We start from the raw sequence: 17106 nt of genomic DNA, 5'->3' as shown, positions 1-17106 counted from the left end.
CTAAAACACCTCTTAAAGCTCTTTTCTTTTTATAGCTTCCATTGTAAATGATTCTATAACATCGCCTTCTTTAAGATCATTGAATTTTTCTACACTTAAACCACACTCGTAACCCTTAGCTACTTCTTTAGCATCATCTTTAAATCTCTTTAATGAAGCTAATGTTGATTCAAATATAACTATACCATCTCTGATAACTCTAATTTCAGAATTTCTTACAATTTTTCCATCAGTAACATAGCATCCAGCTATAGTTCCAACATTTGAAATCTTATAAGTCATTCTTACTTCAGCTTTACCATTTACAACTTCTTTATATTCTGGTTCAAGCATACCAATCATTGCTGATTTAACATCTTCAATTGCATCATATATAATTCTATATGTCTTTATCTCGATATTTTCTTTTTCTGCTTGAACTGTAGCATTTCCATCTGGCCTTACATTAAATCCTATTACTAATGCATTTGAAGCAGCAGCAAGCGTAACATCAGTTTCTGTTATTGCTCCAACAGCACCATGAATAACTCTTACTTTAACATCATCAGTAGATAACTTTTCTAATGATTGTCTTATTGCTTCTACTGAACCTTGAACGTCAGCCTTAACAACTATAGCTAATTCCTTAACTTTACCTTCTTGAATTTGGCTATATAAGTCTTCTAGAGATACTCTATTTGAAGCTTGATGACTATCAGCCTTAATTTTTTGCTTTCTTAAATCAGCCATATTTCTTGCTGTTTTTTCATCTTTACAAACAATAAATCTATCTCCAGCAGCTGGTACTTCAGAAAGCCCTAAAATTTCAACTGGTATAGATGGTCCAGCACTCTTAATTTTCTTTCCTCTATCATCAAACATAGCTCTTATTCTACCATAAGTAGAACCAACTAAAATTGAATCTCCAACATTTAATGTTCCATTTTGAATAAGTAAAGAAGCAACAGCTCCTCTTCCCTTATCAAGCTTAGCTTCTATAACTGTTCCTTTAGCTTTTCTATTTGGATCAGCTTTTAATTCTTGCATTTCAGCAGTTAATAAAACCATTTCTAATAAGCTTTCTAAGTTTTCTCCTGTCTTAGCAGAAACTGGAACACAAATTGTATCTCCACCCCAGTCTTCTGAAACTAAACCATGTTCAGTTAATTCTTGTTTAACTCTATCAACATTTGCACCTGGTCTATCAATCTTATTGATTGCAACTATCATAGGAACATCTGCAGCTTTACAGTGATTTATCGCTTCTTTAGTTTGTGGCATTATACCATCATCTGCTGCTACTACTAATATTACTATATCAGTAACTTGAGCCCCTCTTGCTCTCATTGCAGTGAAAGCTTCGTGTCCTGGAGTATCTAAGAAAGTAATCTTTTCTCCATTTAAAGAAACTGTATAAGCACCTATATGTTGAGTTATTCCACCTGCTTCACTAGCAGTTACTTTAGCGTGTCTAATAGCATCTAAAAGTGAAGTTTTTCCATGGTCAACGTGACCCATTATTGTAACAATTGGTGGTCTCTTAACTAAATTTTCTTCAACAACATCTGTATCTTCTTCAAATGCTTCTAATTCAGTTTCTTCTTCCTTCTTTTCTACTAGCACTTCATATTTTTCACAAAGTTTTTCAGCAGTAGTAAAATCTATTTCTTGGTTTACACCAGCCATAACACCTAAGAATATTAAATTCTTAATAACGTCATTTGTTGGTTTTCCAAGTTTTTCACATAATTCTTTAACTGTAATTGTTTCACCAATTTCAATTACTCCACAAGCAGCTTCAGCATTTCTTTCCACTTCTTCTTGCTCTAACTCTTTTTTAGTCTTCTTTTTCTTTTTAACACCTTTATTTAGTGATTCAGCAAGTTCCTCTTCATATTCATCAACAAGACTCTTTTTCCCTTCTGAATCACCATTTGATGTATCTCCTAGTAATTCCTTTATAAGTGTAGCATCTTCATCTTCGATTACACTCATATGATTTTTTACTTCAACACCAAACTCTTCCATTAATAAATTTATTAAATCTTTTGAGCTTACATTAAGCTCTTTTGCCAATTCATATACTCTAATCTTTGACAATAAAATCACCCCCGGTTAATTTCTTCCTTCTTCATTTTGGTATAAGGATATTAACTTTTCAGCCATATTTTTATCAGTTACAGCTAAAACTTTAATTTCCTCTCTCCCAATTGGGTTTCCTAGTTGTTCTTTTGAAAAGCCTTCTATAAGAGGAATTTTCTTTTCTGAGCAGTGATTTCTAAACTTCTTTTTAGTACTATTAGAAGCATCATCACTTAATATAACAAGATGAAATTTTATTCTGTTACGCTGCTCATCACATTTGCTATATCCTTCAATTAAATTCCCTGATCTTTTAGCAAGACCTAAAAAATTAAAAAACTTATTCATTAACTATCTCTTCCCTTAATCTGTTGTATATTTCTTCATCTATTGCAACATCAAGGTTTCTACTTAATCTCTTAGCTTTAAAAGCCTTTTCTAAGCATTCTATATCCTTACAGATATAAGCACCTCTACCTGCTTTTTTCCCTGTTAAATCAACAGAAACTTCACCATCTTGACTCTTAACAACTCTAATAAGTTCCTTTTTAGGTTTCATTTCCATGCACCCTGTGCACATTCTTAAAGGTATTTTCTTTACTTTCATAAAAAAATCCCCCTATTCTTCTATTGTTTCTGTTGTTTCTTGAGCTGCCTCTGCTTGTGACTTACTTTTAATATCTATTTTCCAGTTTGTTAATTTTGCAGCTAATCTTACATTTTGTCCTTCTTTACCAATAGCAAGTGATAATTGATTATCATCAACAACAACTTTTGCAGATTTATTTTCTTCATCAACAGTCACACTTAAAACTTTAGCTGGGCTTAAAGAACTTGCAATAAATTCTTCTGGATTCTTGCTCCATTTTATTATATCAATTTTTTCACCTTTAAGCTCGTTAACTATATTTTGAACTCTTGATCCCTTAGGTCCAACACATGCCCCCATCGGATCAACATTTTCATCATGAGAAATAACTGCTATCTTACTTCTTGAACCAGCTTCTCTAGAGATACTCTTTATTTCAACAACACCTTCATATATTTCTGGCACTTCTAATTCAAATAATCTCTTAACTAGTCCTGGATGTGTTCTAGAAACTATAATTTGAGCTCCTTTTGGAGTATTTTTAACTTCAACAACATATAATTTAATTTTTTCATTAAACTTATATTTTTCTCTTGGAATTTGTTCATTTGGTCCAATTGCAGTTTCAAGTTTTCCAATATTAACAAAAACATTTCCCTTATCTTCTCTTAGAACTGTTCCAGTAATAATATCATATTCTTTTTCTTTATATTCACCATAGATTATGCTTCTTTCAGCTTCTCTAATTCTTTGAGTAACCACACCTTTAGCAAGTTGTGCTGCAACTCTTCCAAAATTCTTTGGAGTAACTTCAAAATCAACAATATCATCTAAGTCATAAGTAGGTTTTATTTCTTGAGCTTCTTCTAATCCTATTTCAGTAACATTATCAAAAACTTCTTCTACTACAACTTTTTGAGAATAAACGTGTATTTCACCGCTTTCTCTATCAATTGTTACTTTAACATTTTGTGCTGATGATGTTGGTCCAGCATAATTCTTCTTATATGCAGCAACTAATGCATCTTCTATTGTTGTGAATAATAAATCTTCACTAATACCTTTATCTTTTACTATTTCTTTAAGAGCACCTATAAACTCTTGGTTCATCTTAAATACCCTCCTTACTATATTTCCCCTTCAATATTTGCAGACTTAATTTTATCTTTAGGAATATTCATTAAGTTTTCTGCTTCAACAACTATACTATCATCATTAACTTCTTTTAAAATACCTTTAACATTCTTTTTCCCATCAATAGATTTAGTGAATCTAACCATTACTTCTCTTCCTATAAATCTCTTATAGTGATTTTCAGTAAATAAAGTTCTATTTAATCCTGGTGATGATACTTCTAAGAAATATGGATCTTTAATTGGATCCTTTTCATCCATAAGGTCACTAACTCTTCTTGAAAGAGCTTCACAATCACTTAAAGTGATGCCGCCATCTTTTTCTATATATATTCTTAAATAGAATTCTCCATTTTCCTTAACATATTCGATATGATATATATCATAGTTAAGTTCTTCTGCTATGGGATTAACCATTTCATAAATTTCATTAACTAAGGCATCAATTTTCATAATTATCCTCCTTTGCAATATTCAATTTTCAAGTAGTTTAAAAAATAGATATGTAAAAACGCAACTAAAAAAGTAGTTGCGTTCAAATAGAAAGAGCGGGAACCTGCCCCACTCTACATTTTTTAGCTATTAGTAAATTACTTCTTTATACATACTAACATACTTTACTAATAAATACAAGGGGCTAAGCAACATTTAAGTTCCCCATTTTAAACTTGCCCTAAATTCATTGTTTTTATTCACTAATAATTGTTAATATAAATAATTTTGCAAATTATAAAGCTATTTATTTTTTGTATTTCTCCATTAAGTTATCAAAAGCTTTCAATGATTTCTTTATCTTTTCATATGATATACAATAAGACAGCCTAAAATATCCAGGACATCCAAATGTTTTTCCTGGAACAGCTAAAATATTAAATTTCTTTGCTTCTTCACAGAATTTAACGTCATCATTAATTGGCGCCTTTGGAAATAAATAAAATGCTCCTTCCGGCTTCATACACTCAAATCCAATACTAATTAAATGATTATATAGTAAATCTCTATTTTTCTTATATATCTCAGCATCAACTTCTAAATTCAAACTTTCTTTAATTACCTTTTGGAAAAGAGATGGTGCATTAACAAAACCTAATATTCTATTTGCTATATTTAATGAAGAAACTATTTCTTTGAAACCATTAATTTTAGGGTTAACAACAACATACCCTATTCTTTCACCTGGTAATGATAATGACTTGCTATATGAATATCCAATAAATGAATTATCATAATATTTTAATACGCATGGAACTTTTGCATTATCATATACAATCTCCCTATATGGTTCATCAGAAATTAAATATATATCCTGTTTGAATTCCTCTTCCTTTTCTCTCAATATATTTGATAATTGTTGAATAGTATCTTCACTATATATAACCCCACTTGGATTGTTAGGAGAATTTATAATAATAGCTTTAGTATTTTGACTAATTTCATTTTTCAACTCTTTTAAGTTTAGTTGAAAGCTATTAGTATCTGCTGATATAACCTTAACTTTACCATCAAAATTTTTTACATAATTAATATACTCACCAAAAAAAGGTGCAAATACAATTACCTCATCACCTGGATTTAATAAACTCTTTAAAATAATATTTAATCCCCCTGCTGCTCCGCATGTCATAACAATATTTTCATAATTTAGTTCTATACTATTTTTTTCTTTTATATTTCTAGCTATAGCTTCTCTAACATCTTCATAACCTGAGTTATTCATATATCCATGTACTGTATTAGGTTTTTCTTCATTTAATATTTTAATAATTATATCCTTTATCTCATTAGGTGGTTCCACATTAGGATTGCCTATACTATAATCAAAAATATTCTCTTCTCCATAAATACTTGAAAGTCTTTTTCCTTCTTCAAACATTGCCCTAATTGTAGAACTATTTTCAACCATAGTTTTCATCTTTTTAGAAATCATTTTTAGCCCCCCCATAATATATTAATTTAGCTTATTTTTAATAACACCTATTGCTACACCTAAAATACTTACTTCCTTGCCTTCTAAATAAATTTCACTATATTTAGGATTTGCAGGAACTAACATATGTGCTTCACCATTTAATTTTAATGTTTTAAGCGTTGCTTCACCATCTAAACTAGCAGCAACGATTTCATTATTATAAGCAGTATTTTGTCTCTTAATTACCACCATATCCCCATCATTTATATTTTTATCGATCATACTATCTCCTTTAACATGAAGTATAAAAGTATCTTTCCCTTTCTCCAACCATCCTTTTGGTAAAAGGAACTTCTCCAACACTTCTTCATTAATTTCAATAGGATTACCTGCTGCTATGTCATTATATACATCAACTTCTTCTAATTCCTCTTCAGAAAAGACTGTATTATCATTAAGATAAATTTCTTTTTTAGGCGATGAATTATCTAAATTAAAATCAACAATATTTTTATATTTTAAATTTATATATTCATATTTATCAATAAATGTATTTTTCATATTATCTTGGTCAATAAACTCTTTTTTAAAAGCAAAGCTTTTCCCTTTAAAATCAGCTCCAAGAGTTTTTAACTTTCTTCCTTTTACTAGCCAACACATATCATCACTGCTTTTATCATTATTTATAATAAAAACAAATGAAGAATATAAACAATTGGCATATATACTTTTTGCAAATTCAATTTGTCCTTTAGTTAAACTTTCTACATTATCCAAAACTATGTGAGTGTATTTATTATTATTATTTTCTTTTGCATATTTAATTGCAAAGCTAGTCTCATCATAAATATCATAAAATCCATTATCTATTAATAAATCATTGTATACTTTCTTTAATGAATAAATAGCTTCTCTAGTAAAAGAATTTCTAATAATTCTATATTTTCTACCTTTTCTTTCTACTTCATTATATTCCTCTTTTGTGAAATTACATGATTTAATCCACATAATTTCATTATAAAGCTCCTCAGCAGAAATTTTATTTAAAACTTTTGATTTCTTTAAAAATCCATTCATTTTTTCATTAAATTCTACACTATTTAATAACTCAAATCCTTTATCAAAAGAAACTAATTCCAAATTCAAACCATTTAACTTCAAATACTTATTTGAATATTCTTTTATCAACGAATCTATTAAATTAAACTCTACTCTTCTGGCACTTAAAGAAAATAAAGAATAAAATTCACTTTCTTTACTTATATTCTCATATAAATTATTATTATTAATTAATTCATTAGAATTTGAAGATAAAAATAATACTTTATCATCTTTATATAAACAATAATTATTTTCTAAATTTATAACTCTATGTAAAGCTGTTATAGTCTTTCCTGTTAATGATTTTCCTTTCATTAATGAAAAGCCCATATTTTTGTTTTTTATAAACCTATTTTGCACTTTAGTTAATTTCATTTTTCCACCTACTGCTACTTCCCATTATTATAAAGAAAAACCCCAAAGAAAGAAAATAACTTTGGAGTTATAAACTAAATTCTCTTATCTAGCGGCATATCCATTGTTATCTTCACACCAAAGAATCGATAGTATTACAACGGCTAGCCATTAGATAAGATAATTTTATTAATTTATTATTAAAAAGTCAATGAATTTTGTAGTTATTTGTTGCTTAAATACTCATCTATTGCAGCAGCTGCTTTTTTACCTGCTCCCATTGCTAAAATAACTGTTGCAGCACCTGTAACAGCATCTCCACCAGCATATACACCTTCCTTAGTAGTAAGTCCAGTTTCTTCGTCTGCAATGATACATTTCCACTTATTAGTTTCTAATCCCTTAGTTGTTGATGAAATCAAAGGATTTGGTGATGTACCTAAAGACATGATAACAGTATCTACCTCCATAATAAACTCTGAACCTTCTTTTACTACAGGTCTTCTTCTACCCGAATCATCTGGTTCTCCTAATTCCATTTCAACACACTTCATACCTTTAACCCATCCATTTTCATCGCATATAATTTCAGTTGGATTTGTTAATACATCAAAGATAACACCTTCTTCTTTAGCATGATGTACTTCTTCTAATCTTGCTGGAAGCTCTTCTTCACTTCTTCTATATACAATATGTGTTTCTGCTCCAAGTCTTAATGCAGTTCTAGCTGCATCCATAGCAACATTTCCACCACCTACAACAGCAACTCTCTTTCCCACTTTTACTGGAGTATGATATTCCTCTTTAAATGCTTTCATTAAATTTACTCTTGTTAAAAACTCATTAGCTGAAAATACTCCATTAGCATTTTCACCTGGAATACCCATAAATTTAGGAAGACCTGCACCTGACCCTATAAATATTGCATCAAATCCTTCATCTTCAATTAAAGAATCTACTGTAACTGTTCTTCCTACAACTACGTTAGTTTCAATATTAACTCCTAGTTTTTTAATATTATCTATTTCATGCTTTACAACCTCATCCTTTGGTAATCTAAACTCCGGAATACCATAAACTAAAACTCCACCTGGCTCATGTAAAGCTTCAAAAATTGTAACATCATACCCCTTTTTAGCTAAATCACCAGCACATGTAAGTCCTGCAGGACCTGAACCTATTACTGCAATTTTTTTACCCTTAGAATCTTCTTTTTCAGAAAGATCTATGTTATTCTTCCTAGCCCAATCAGCCGTGAATTTTTCTAATTTTCCTATAGCTACTGGCTCACCTTTTATACCTAAAATACATTTACCTTCACATTGTGATTCCTGAGGACACACTCTACCACATACTGCAGGTAATGCACTATATTTAGCTATTTCTTTAGCTGCTCCTTCTATATTTTTTTCCTTAAGTTCTGATATAAATGCTGGTATATTTATAGATACAGGACATCCGCTGACACATTTAGGATTTTTACATCCTAAGCATCTGCTTGCTTCATTAAAAGCTCGCTCTTCATCATATCCTAAACATACCTCTTTAAAATTTTTCGCTCTTACACTTGCTTCTTGTTCAACAACAGGTATTCTTTTCATTCTATCAACTACATTATTCATACTAATTATGACCTCCGCATCCGCAACCTTCTCTATGATGTGTGTCGCCTTCTTCAATTTTTAATAATTCTCTTCCTTCTTCACTCTTATATAGAGTTTGTCTTCTCATGCTTTCATCAAAATCCACAAGATGGCCATCAAATTCTGGTCCATCAACACAAGCAAATTTAACTTCATTTCCAACAGTTACTCTACACGCACCACACATACCTGTTCCATCTACCATAATAGGATTTAAACTAACTGTAGTCTTTATACCTAATTCTTTAGTAAGAGCACTCATAAACTTCATCATAATCATAGGTCCAATTACAACCGCATGGTTGTATTCTTTCTCATTATTTTCAACTAAATCTGTTAAACAATCTGTAACTCTTCCATTAAATCCGTATGATCCATCATCAGTTGAAATATATAAATTTTTAGCAACCTTTCTCATTTCATCTTCTAAAATTATAAGGTCTTTAGTTCTTGCTCCAATAATAACATCAACATCAATACCATGTTCATAGAACCACTTTACTTGAGGATATACTGGAGCTGCCCCCACTCCTCCAGCAACAAATATAATCTTAGATTTCTTAAGTTCACTTAATTCCTCATGAATAAATTCACTTGGTTGACCTAACGGTCCTACAAAATCTTCTACATAATCACCAACTTCGTATTTGGCTAACTCTTTAGTTGCATAACCTACTGTTTGAAAAACAATAGTTACTGTTCCATTTTCTCTGTCATAATCTTCTATAGTTAGTGGAATTCTTTCTCCCTTATCATTATTTTTAATAATAATAAATTGCCCTGGTTGAGCAGATCTAGCTACTCTAGGAGCCTCAATATCCATTAAATAAATATTTTCAGTTAATAATCTTTTACTTGTTATTTTATACACCTTAATAACCCCCTAAAATTTTCTTAAGTATTTATATAATATTTTTTATTAACACTCTATATTAAAAATTAAGAGTTAGTAGTTTTAAGTTAGTAGTTAAGATTGAAACTACTTTTGAAGTTTCATAATAATATATTTTAAAATCCAACTCAGCTGAATTTTAACCTCAACTACTAACCACTAACTACTAACTCCTAAGTCTTAAATCCAAACTATTAAAAGTCTACTTTATTTCCATAGAATGTACATGAAAGTAATCTTTCCATTGTTTCATCATCGATTTCTCTTGGATTAGATCCAGTGCATGCATCTAAAACTGCATTATGAGCTATATGTTTTACATTAGCTAGGAATTCTTCTTCAGTAACTCCATATTCTTTCATAGTTGCTGGAATATTAAGTTCCTTATTAAATTCATTTATTTTTTCAATTAATGAATCTGTTAATTCACTATTTGTTTGCCCTTCTAATTTTAATACTCTTGCTATATTTGCATATCTATCTTCACATACAGATCTATTATATTGAATAACATATGGTAAGAAAATTGCGTTTGCACACCCATGAGGAATATGGAATACGGCCCCTATTTTATGTGCCATAGAATGTACTATTCCTAATAAAGCATTACTAAATGCCATACCTGCTAAACATTGAGCTTCATGCATTAAATTTCTTGCCTCTTTATCTCCAGCAAAAGATTTAACTAAATTTTCATCAACCATTTCAATTGCCTTTAATGCTAATGGATCAGTGAAATTAGATTTTAATGATGCTGTATATGCCTCAATTGCATGTGTTAATGCATCCATCCCTGTATGTGCAACAAGTTTAGCAGGCATAGTTTGCGCTAAATCTGGATCAACTATTGCTATATCTGGTGTTATATTGAAATCAGCTAAAGGATATTTAATTTTTGCTTTATAATCAGTAATTACAGAAAATGCTGTAACTTCAGTTGCTGTTCCTGAAGTAGATGGTATTGCAACAAATTTTGCTTTTTGTCTAAGTTCAGGTAATCCAAATGGTACAACAGCTTGTTCAAAAGTAAAGTCTGGATATTCATAGAAAATCCACATTGCTTTTGCTGCATCTATAGGTGAACCTCCACCCATAGCCACTATCCAATCTGGCTCAAACTCTCTCATAACAGCAGCTCCATCCATAACAGTTTCAACTGATGGATCTGGTTCAACACCTTCTATTAATTTAACTTCTAATCCAGCTTCCTTCAAATAGCTTTCAACCTTATCTAAGAATCCAAATCTCTTCATTGATCCGCCGCCTACGACTACTACAGCTTTTTTCCCTTTCAATGTCTTTAGGACCTCTAAAGAGCCCTTTCCATGATAAATGTCTCTTGGTAATGTAAATCTTGCCATTTTCTCTCCTCCTAAAAATCCTCTTTTTCATCTCTAAATCTAAAATAAATTCTATAAATCTACCCTATAAAAAGAATTTATTTTGAAATTTACACCTTTTAATTTAATATATTACTGTTAAGTAAATATAATTTAATTATACCATAAAATTACTATTTGAAAATATTTTTACATAAAAATATACCTAAAGACAATTATTTAAAATTTTGTCCTTAGGTACTTTTTTATCATACTATATATATTTTTTATTTACTATTATTAAACTGTCTGCAATTTTCATCAAAAGCTTTTATTATCTCATCAACTTTTTCCCAATTTGCTAATGATGCACCTGCTGCAAACATATGACCACCGCCACCAAAACTTGCTGCTATATCATTCACTCTAGGCCCATTAGATCTAAATTCACAGAATATACCATTCTCTTCTTTTTCAACAAAGAAGTTCCAATTAATTATTTCAGCTGTATCTTGAAGCGCATTTACCATTCTAACAGCCTTCATTGTTTCTAAGTTATATTCTCTAACAACTTCTTTAGGAACTTTTAAGTATGCCATTCCATTTTCAGTAGTCTTATAATTACTATAAATATATCCTAAAAATTTAAGTTCATTTTCTTCACGTCTATACATATTTGCATATATGTCTTTAGTTTCTAAATCATATGTTATTTTTGATAATTTCTTAAATAATTCCGTAGGATTTTCAACATATAAAAATCTTCCTGTATCTCCAATAATTCCTGTATATAATGCCTTTCTTCCCTTTTTATCAATCTTAAGTTTATCACAATTATTTAGATATAAATCTAATATCATTTCACTACAAGACGAATAGTTTGTATCAACCCAAGTTAAATTTTCAAAAGGAGCATCAAAAGGTTTATGATGATCTATTTTAATTATATATCCACATTTATTAAATGATTGATTGTCTACTCTTGGAGCATTTGCAACATCCACAATAATAGCTAAGCACTCTTTATCTAAATCAATTTCTTCATCCATTGTATTTATATATTCTAAATTTTTAGAGTGTTCACCTAAAATAACAACTTTTTTATCTGGATATGTATTATTTATTATACTTTTTAATGCTGTTTGAGAACTATATGAATCAGGGTCTGGAAACACATGCCTAAATATTGCAATTGTCTCAAACTCTTCAATTTTATTAATAATTTCCTTCATTAATTTTTCTTTCATAATTAATTACCTCCTTAATTGATAATTATATTAATAATTTCTAGAAAAACACCCTACTTAGATAGCTAAGTAGGGTAATAATTGTATTAATTCTTTTATTGACGACTTATAGAAGTTTCAACTTGAGAATTCATTTCTTTTAACATTGCTTCTACATCATCAGATGTTCCAGTAACATATGAAGCATATTTTTCTTCTGCTACTGTTCTAGCTGATTGAGCATTATTTACAGCTGGTGTAAAGTAAGCATAATTTAAAGAAGTATTTGCTACCTCATAAATCTTACCATATAAAGAAGTAGTATCAGCTAAAACATCTTGAACAATTGAAGAATCTAAAGCTGATTTTCTTACTGGTAAATATCCAGTACCAGTAGCAAACTTAGCAGTGTTTTCAGTGTTTGTTGCAAACTTTATAAATTCATAAGCTGCATATTGAGCTTCTGCAGAAACATCATTTGTAACAAATAATGATGCACCTTGTTGTATAACAGCTTTATCTTTACCTTCAAAATGTGGAACTTCTACTACTGCAATTTCAAAAGCACCATTAGTGTTTATGTGTGCAAAACCTGCAGATGATCCTTGATAAGCTAATAATTTTTGGTTTGAAAATGGACCTGATAAGAATTTATCTTCACCTGGAACTCTAAAAGCACCACTTTGAGTCTTATCTCTAAAGAATTGCATAAATTCTTTAGCCCAATCATTATTAACATTTATTTTTCCATCTAACTCAACAAAATCTTTACCTTCTTCTTTTAATGATGAAATAAATGCATTCGAGCTTGAATCAAAACCAAATCCTGCTATTCCTAATTCATCATATGCTTTTTGAGAAATTTCAGCTAATTTTTCAAAAGTTAAATCTTTTAAATCATCAACAGTATAACCTAATTGCTCTAATAAGTTTTTATTTACATATAAAACTTCAGTAGATTTAGTCATAGGTAATCCATAAACTTTATTATTTCCCCATTGTGATAACTCTTTAATAAAGTCTGGAATGAAATCATTTTCAATATCCTCTTTCATTCCTATTGAAGAATCATTTACATATGGAGTTAAATCAACAACTTTATTTTCATTGATTAATCCTGTTGCAGCATCTGGATAAACATTAATTATTGCTGGTAATGTATTTGATTGTGATGCAGCAATAACTTTCTTGTTTAAATCGGTAATACTCCCTTGGCTAGATGCAGTAACTGTTATACCTTTTCCATTTGTTGCATTGAAATCATCTACTATAGTTTGTAAAATTTCAGCTTGTTTACCATTCATATAGTGCCACATTTCAATTGATACTGGTTGTGTTAACTCAGTAACAATCTCAGCTTTTTCACTTGATGAATTATTACTTCCGCAACCAGTTAATGCTGTAACTGCAACTACTGCAGTCATTAAAGATGCTAATAATCTTCTTTTCATTTGTTTCACCTCTAAAACCTTAAATATATATATTTTTTATAATAAAAGATAATTAAAAGTTAAAATATAAATTTCATAACCAAACTATATAATAAATTACTTTAAAAGTACTAAATTCAGCTAATACTTTAACTTTTAAAATATCTTTCACCTACATAACTAATTATTGTATTATCCCTTAGTTCCCCCAATAGAAATTCCATTCATAATCTTCTTGTGTAAGAACAAGTAAACTATAACTATCGGCATTGTAATTATTGTTGAAGCTGCCATTAATAATTCATATCTATTTCCAACATCTGATTGGAATGCAGTTAATCCATTTGCAAGTAATCTCATGTTATCACTATTAGTTACTAATAATGGCCATAAGAAAGCATTCCATGAATTTATACCAACTAAAATACATATTGTTATTATTGATGGTTTAGCCATAGGTACAACTATTTTCCATAAGAACTTCCAATCACTTGCTCCATCAACTTTTGCAGCATAATAAAGTTGCTTTGGAATCTTTAAGAAGAATTCTCTAAGCATATATATGTATAATACATTAGCCATGTATGGCACAAATAATGCACTATAACTATCTATCATTTTTAACGCTGAAATTGTCTTAAAGTTTGTTACTATAAGAACTTCACCTGGAATCATCATTGAAGCCAAGAAAATTGAAAATATTAAATCTCTTCCCTTAAATTCAAGATGTGAAAAAGCAAAGGCTGATAGTATCGCAATTACTACAGTTGTAACAATACTTAAAGCTGTTACTATTATTGTATTTATAAAATATCTCCCAAAAGGAGCCATTGAAAATGCCGTGCTAAAATTACTCCACATAAACTTTTCAGGCACCATAGTTGGTGGTGTTTGAATAACTTCAAAGCTTGATTTTAATGAAGATGCTATCATCCAATAAAATGGGAACAGCGTTATTATAGCAAAGGCAACTAATAAGAAGTATTTAATGGCTGCTTTTATATTATTCTTAGTTTTCATTTTTACACCTCTTAGTAATGAATCTTATTACGCGCTACAGTTTTTTGAACTAAAGTTACTGTTAATATAATAATTAAAAGAACAACTGAAGCTGCAAATGCTAATGGGAAATCCTGATCTCCATAGAATCTATCTATTATATATCTAACCACCGTTGATACTGCACCATCTAAAGTACGTCCCCCAAATAAAACATAAACCTCAGTATAAACCTTAAATGCTGCAATTAAACTTATAACATATGTATATGCAATCATAGGTGAAACTAATTTAACAGTTATTTTTCTAAATATTGTTCCACTAGTTGCTTGGTCAATCTTCGCTGCTTGATAATATTGTGGATTAATTGAAGCTATTCCTGTTGTTAAAATCAACGTATTGAAAGCTAAACTTTTCCAAACTGCAAAAATTATTAATGCTATCATCGCATACTTAGGATCATTTAACCAGTTTATAGGGCTAATCCCTACCTTACCTAAAATAAAATTAATTATTCCATATTCTGAATTAAATAACCATGACCACACTATTCCTATTGCAACAAGCGATGTTACATATGGTAAGAAATATATACTTTGGAACATCCCTCTTACCTTTTCATTTTTTATGTTTGCTAAGGCATTTGCAATTAATAAAGATATAATTACTGATAAAGCTGGTACAATAGCAGCATAAATTACTGTATTAAATAAAGATTGTATAAATCTCTTATCTTGAAATAAGTATTTGTAAGATCCAAATCCAAAAACAAATCCTTTAGCTTTTGTTTCATCAAAGCTAAAAATAATAGTATTTATTATAGGATAAAATACAAAAATACCTAATATTAAAATTGCAGGCAATAAGTATAAATATCCTTTTCTATTTTTCTTTAACATTTTGCTATGAACTCCTCACTTTCAGAGTCAAATACATAACTCTTACCATTCTTAGGCCTAATCGTTAAGTCTGCACCTTCATCAATAAAGAATTCCTTATCAACTAGCATTTTATACTCTTTTCCTTTATGGTCTAAAGTTAATAATCTTTCTCTACCTAATATCTCTACTGTAACTACTTTAGTTTGAAGTCCTTTTTCTGCAACTTCAAAATCTTCAGCTCTTACTCCAAGTATTACCTTATTCTTATTTTTTGGTAAGTTTTCAATTGTTAAAGTATCTAAATTTCCTACTCCATCTTTTAAATCAATATCAATAAAGTTCATTTCTGGACTTCCTATAAATGAAGCAACAAACTTATTAACTGGGTTCATATAAATATCTGTTGGTGATGAAACTTGCTGAATTGCTCCGTCTTTCATTAATACTATTTCATCTGATATACACATAGCCTCTTCTTGGTCATGTGTTACAAATATAGCTGTAACCCCTGTTTCTTTTTGTATTCTTCTTATTTCTTGTCTTGTTTCAACCCTTAACTTTGTATCTAAGTTTGATAAAGGTTCATCTAAAAGTAGAATTTCTGGTTTCTTTGCTAAAGCTCTTGCTATAGCAACTCTTTGCTGTTGTCCCCCTGAAAGCTGAGATGGCTTTTTATCTAGTTGATCCGCTATTTTTACTATTTTAGCAACTTCAACTACTCTCTTTTCAGCTTCTTGCTTATCCCACTTTAAATTTTTTAAAGGGAATAATATATTTTCTCTTACTGTCATATGTGGATATAGTGCATAGTTTTGAAAAACAAGCCCTATTCCAAGTTGTTCCGGTTCTAAACCTGTTACATCTCTATCTCCAAAAAATATCTTTCCACTAGAAGGCTTATGTATTCCAGAAATCGTAAATAATGTAGTAGATTTCCCTGAACCAGATGGACCCAATAATGAAACTAGCTTTCCTTTTGGTATTTGTAATGTAACGTCATTAATTGCTTTAAAGTCTCCAAATTTTACAACTAGGTTTTCTAGTCTTATTCCCATTGATAATTCACCTCATGTTTTTCTAATACAATCCTAAAAATGCGTAAACATTTTTTCGCACCGTTACAGAATACGACATTTTATTAGCATTTGTCAACATTTTTTACTCTTGTATTATCCTCATTTTTTTATGCATTTTATTAAAATTAATTTTTTATGCTAAAGTAGCTAAATATAAATTATATTTTTCTTTTTTTCCCAATTTACACCCTTGTTACTTACATATTTTATATTTTCCTAAATATCTAAAATTTATGTTTACCATTTTTTACTTAATTAAGCTTTATTTTTTTTATTATTTCGATAATTTACCAACTATCTCTTTAGCTCCACTTTCAATTTTTTTACAAAAATACCTATAAAAATTTTTACCCAAATTAAGATTTTCCAAAACAGCGTCACAAGCAATAAATGTAATAATAGCTATATCATCCCATCTATTCATAAAATACTCCTCATTATATTTATCTTATATTGTATTATATGCTGGTTATTTCTTTGTTGTTATTATAAC

Annotated in this window: 16 protein-coding genes; all 16 read right to left on the bottom strand. The window is 29.6% G+C overall.

Going from position 1 to position 17106, the window contains the following annotated elements; translation table 11 throughout:
* Positions 1-12: 12 nt before the first annotated feature.
* The gene (gene infB / locus ABUA17_RS09775) at positions 13-2079 is read right to left on the bottom strand and encodes a translation initiation factor IF-2 (RefSeq protein WP_055291321.1); all 2067 of its coding nucleotides are present in this window, start codon (positions 2077-2079) and stop codon (positions 13-15) included.
* Positions 2080-2094: 15 nt separating this feature from the next.
* Positions 2095-2409 (bottom strand): ribosomal L7Ae/L30e/S12e/Gadd45 family protein, encoded by a 315-nt coding sequence (locus tag ABUA17_RS09770; RefSeq protein ID WP_042393846.1) that lies wholly within the window; start codon positions 2407-2409, stop codon positions 2095-2097.
* Positions 2402-2668, bottom strand: a complete 267-nt coding sequence (gene rnpM, locus ABUA17_RS09765) for an RNase P modulator RnpM (protein WP_042393843.1) — start codon at positions 2666-2668, stop codon at positions 2402-2404. The genes ABUA17_RS09770 and rnpM overlap by 8 nt, the downstream gene beginning before the upstream one ends.
* A gap of 12 nt (positions 2669-2680) precedes the next feature.
* On the bottom strand, positions 2681-3760 hold the full coding sequence (nusA, locus tag ABUA17_RS09760; RefSeq protein ID WP_055275162.1) for a transcription termination factor NusA: 1080 nt from the start codon (positions 3758-3760) through the stop codon (positions 2681-2683).
* A gap of 17 nt (positions 3761-3777) precedes the next feature.
* Positions 3778-4236 (bottom strand): ribosome maturation factor RimP, encoded by a 459-nt coding sequence (gene rimP, locus ABUA17_RS09755; protein ID WP_042393837.1) that lies wholly within the window; start codon positions 4234-4236, stop codon positions 3778-3780.
* Between the two features lie 286 nt (positions 4237-4522).
* The gene (locus ABUA17_RS09750; protein ID WP_042393834.1) at positions 4523-5710 is read right to left on the bottom strand and encodes a pyridoxal phosphate-dependent aminotransferase; all 1188 of its coding nucleotides are present in this window, start codon (positions 5708-5710) and stop codon (positions 4523-4525) included.
* 21 nt (positions 5711-5731) lie between these two features.
* The gene (gene lexA, locus ABUA17_RS09745; RefSeq protein ID WP_349817988.1) at positions 5732-7168 is read right to left on the bottom strand and encodes a transcriptional repressor LexA; all 1437 of its coding nucleotides are present in this window, start codon (positions 7166-7168) and stop codon (positions 5732-5734) included.
* A gap of 203 nt (positions 7169-7371) precedes the next feature.
* Positions 7372-8769, bottom strand: a complete 1398-nt coding sequence (gene gltA / locus ABUA17_RS09740) for an NADPH-dependent glutamate synthase (RefSeq protein WP_055291318.1) — start codon at positions 8767-8769, stop codon at positions 7372-7374.
* A gap of 1 nt (position 8770) precedes the next feature.
* Positions 8771-9661, bottom strand: coding sequence for a sulfide/dihydroorotate dehydrogenase-like FAD/NAD-binding protein (locus ABUA17_RS09735; RefSeq protein ID WP_042393829.1), 891 nt, complete (start codon positions 9659-9661; stop codon positions 8771-8773).
* A gap of 215 nt (positions 9662-9876) precedes the next feature.
* Complete coding sequence (locus tag ABUA17_RS09730) at positions 9877-11043, bottom strand: iron-containing alcohol dehydrogenase (RefSeq protein WP_042393827.1); 1167 nt, start codon at positions 11041-11043, stop codon at positions 9877-9879.
* 245 nt (positions 11044-11288) lie between these two features.
* A complete protein-coding gene (locus ABUA17_RS09725) occupies positions 11289-12248 on the bottom strand; it encodes a DHH family phosphoesterase (RefSeq protein WP_042393825.1) in 960 nt (319 codons plus the stop codon).
* A gap of 95 nt (positions 12249-12343) precedes the next feature.
* Positions 12344-13678 (bottom strand): extracellular solute-binding protein, encoded by a 1335-nt coding sequence (locus ABUA17_RS09720; RefSeq protein ID WP_042393822.1) that lies wholly within the window; start codon positions 13676-13678, stop codon positions 12344-12346.
* 171 nt (positions 13679-13849) lie between these two features.
* Positions 13850-14677: a carbohydrate ABC transporter permease gene (locus ABUA17_RS09715; protein ID WP_042393818.1), complete on the bottom strand. Its 828-nt coding sequence runs from the start codon at positions 14675-14677 to the stop codon at positions 13850-13852.
* Between the two features lie 11 nt (positions 14678-14688).
* Positions 14689-15555, bottom strand: a complete 867-nt coding sequence (locus ABUA17_RS09710; protein WP_042393816.1) for a carbohydrate ABC transporter permease — start codon at positions 15553-15555, stop codon at positions 14689-14691.
* Entirely contained in the window at positions 15549-16592 is a 1044-nt protein-coding gene (locus ABUA17_RS09705) for an ABC transporter ATP-binding protein (RefSeq protein ID WP_042393814.1), read from the bottom strand. The genes ABUA17_RS09710 and ABUA17_RS09705 overlap by 7 nt, the downstream gene beginning before the upstream one ends.
* 295 nt (positions 16593-16887) lie before the next feature.
* The gene (locus tag ABUA17_RS09700) at positions 16888-17037 is read right to left on the bottom strand and encodes a hypothetical protein (RefSeq protein ID WP_156327337.1); all 150 of its coding nucleotides are present in this window, start codon (positions 17035-17037) and stop codon (positions 16888-16890) included.
* Between the last annotated feature and the right edge of the window lie 69 nt (positions 17038-17106).

This window comes from Clostridium sp. RTP31139st1_H3_RTP31139_211217 (assembly GCF_040227035.1).
In the GTDB taxonomy this organism is placed as follows: Bacteria; Bacillota; Clostridia; order Clostridiales; family Clostridiaceae; genus Clostridium; species Clostridium saudiense.
This window is presented reverse-complemented; position numbering and strand designations above follow the sequence as displayed.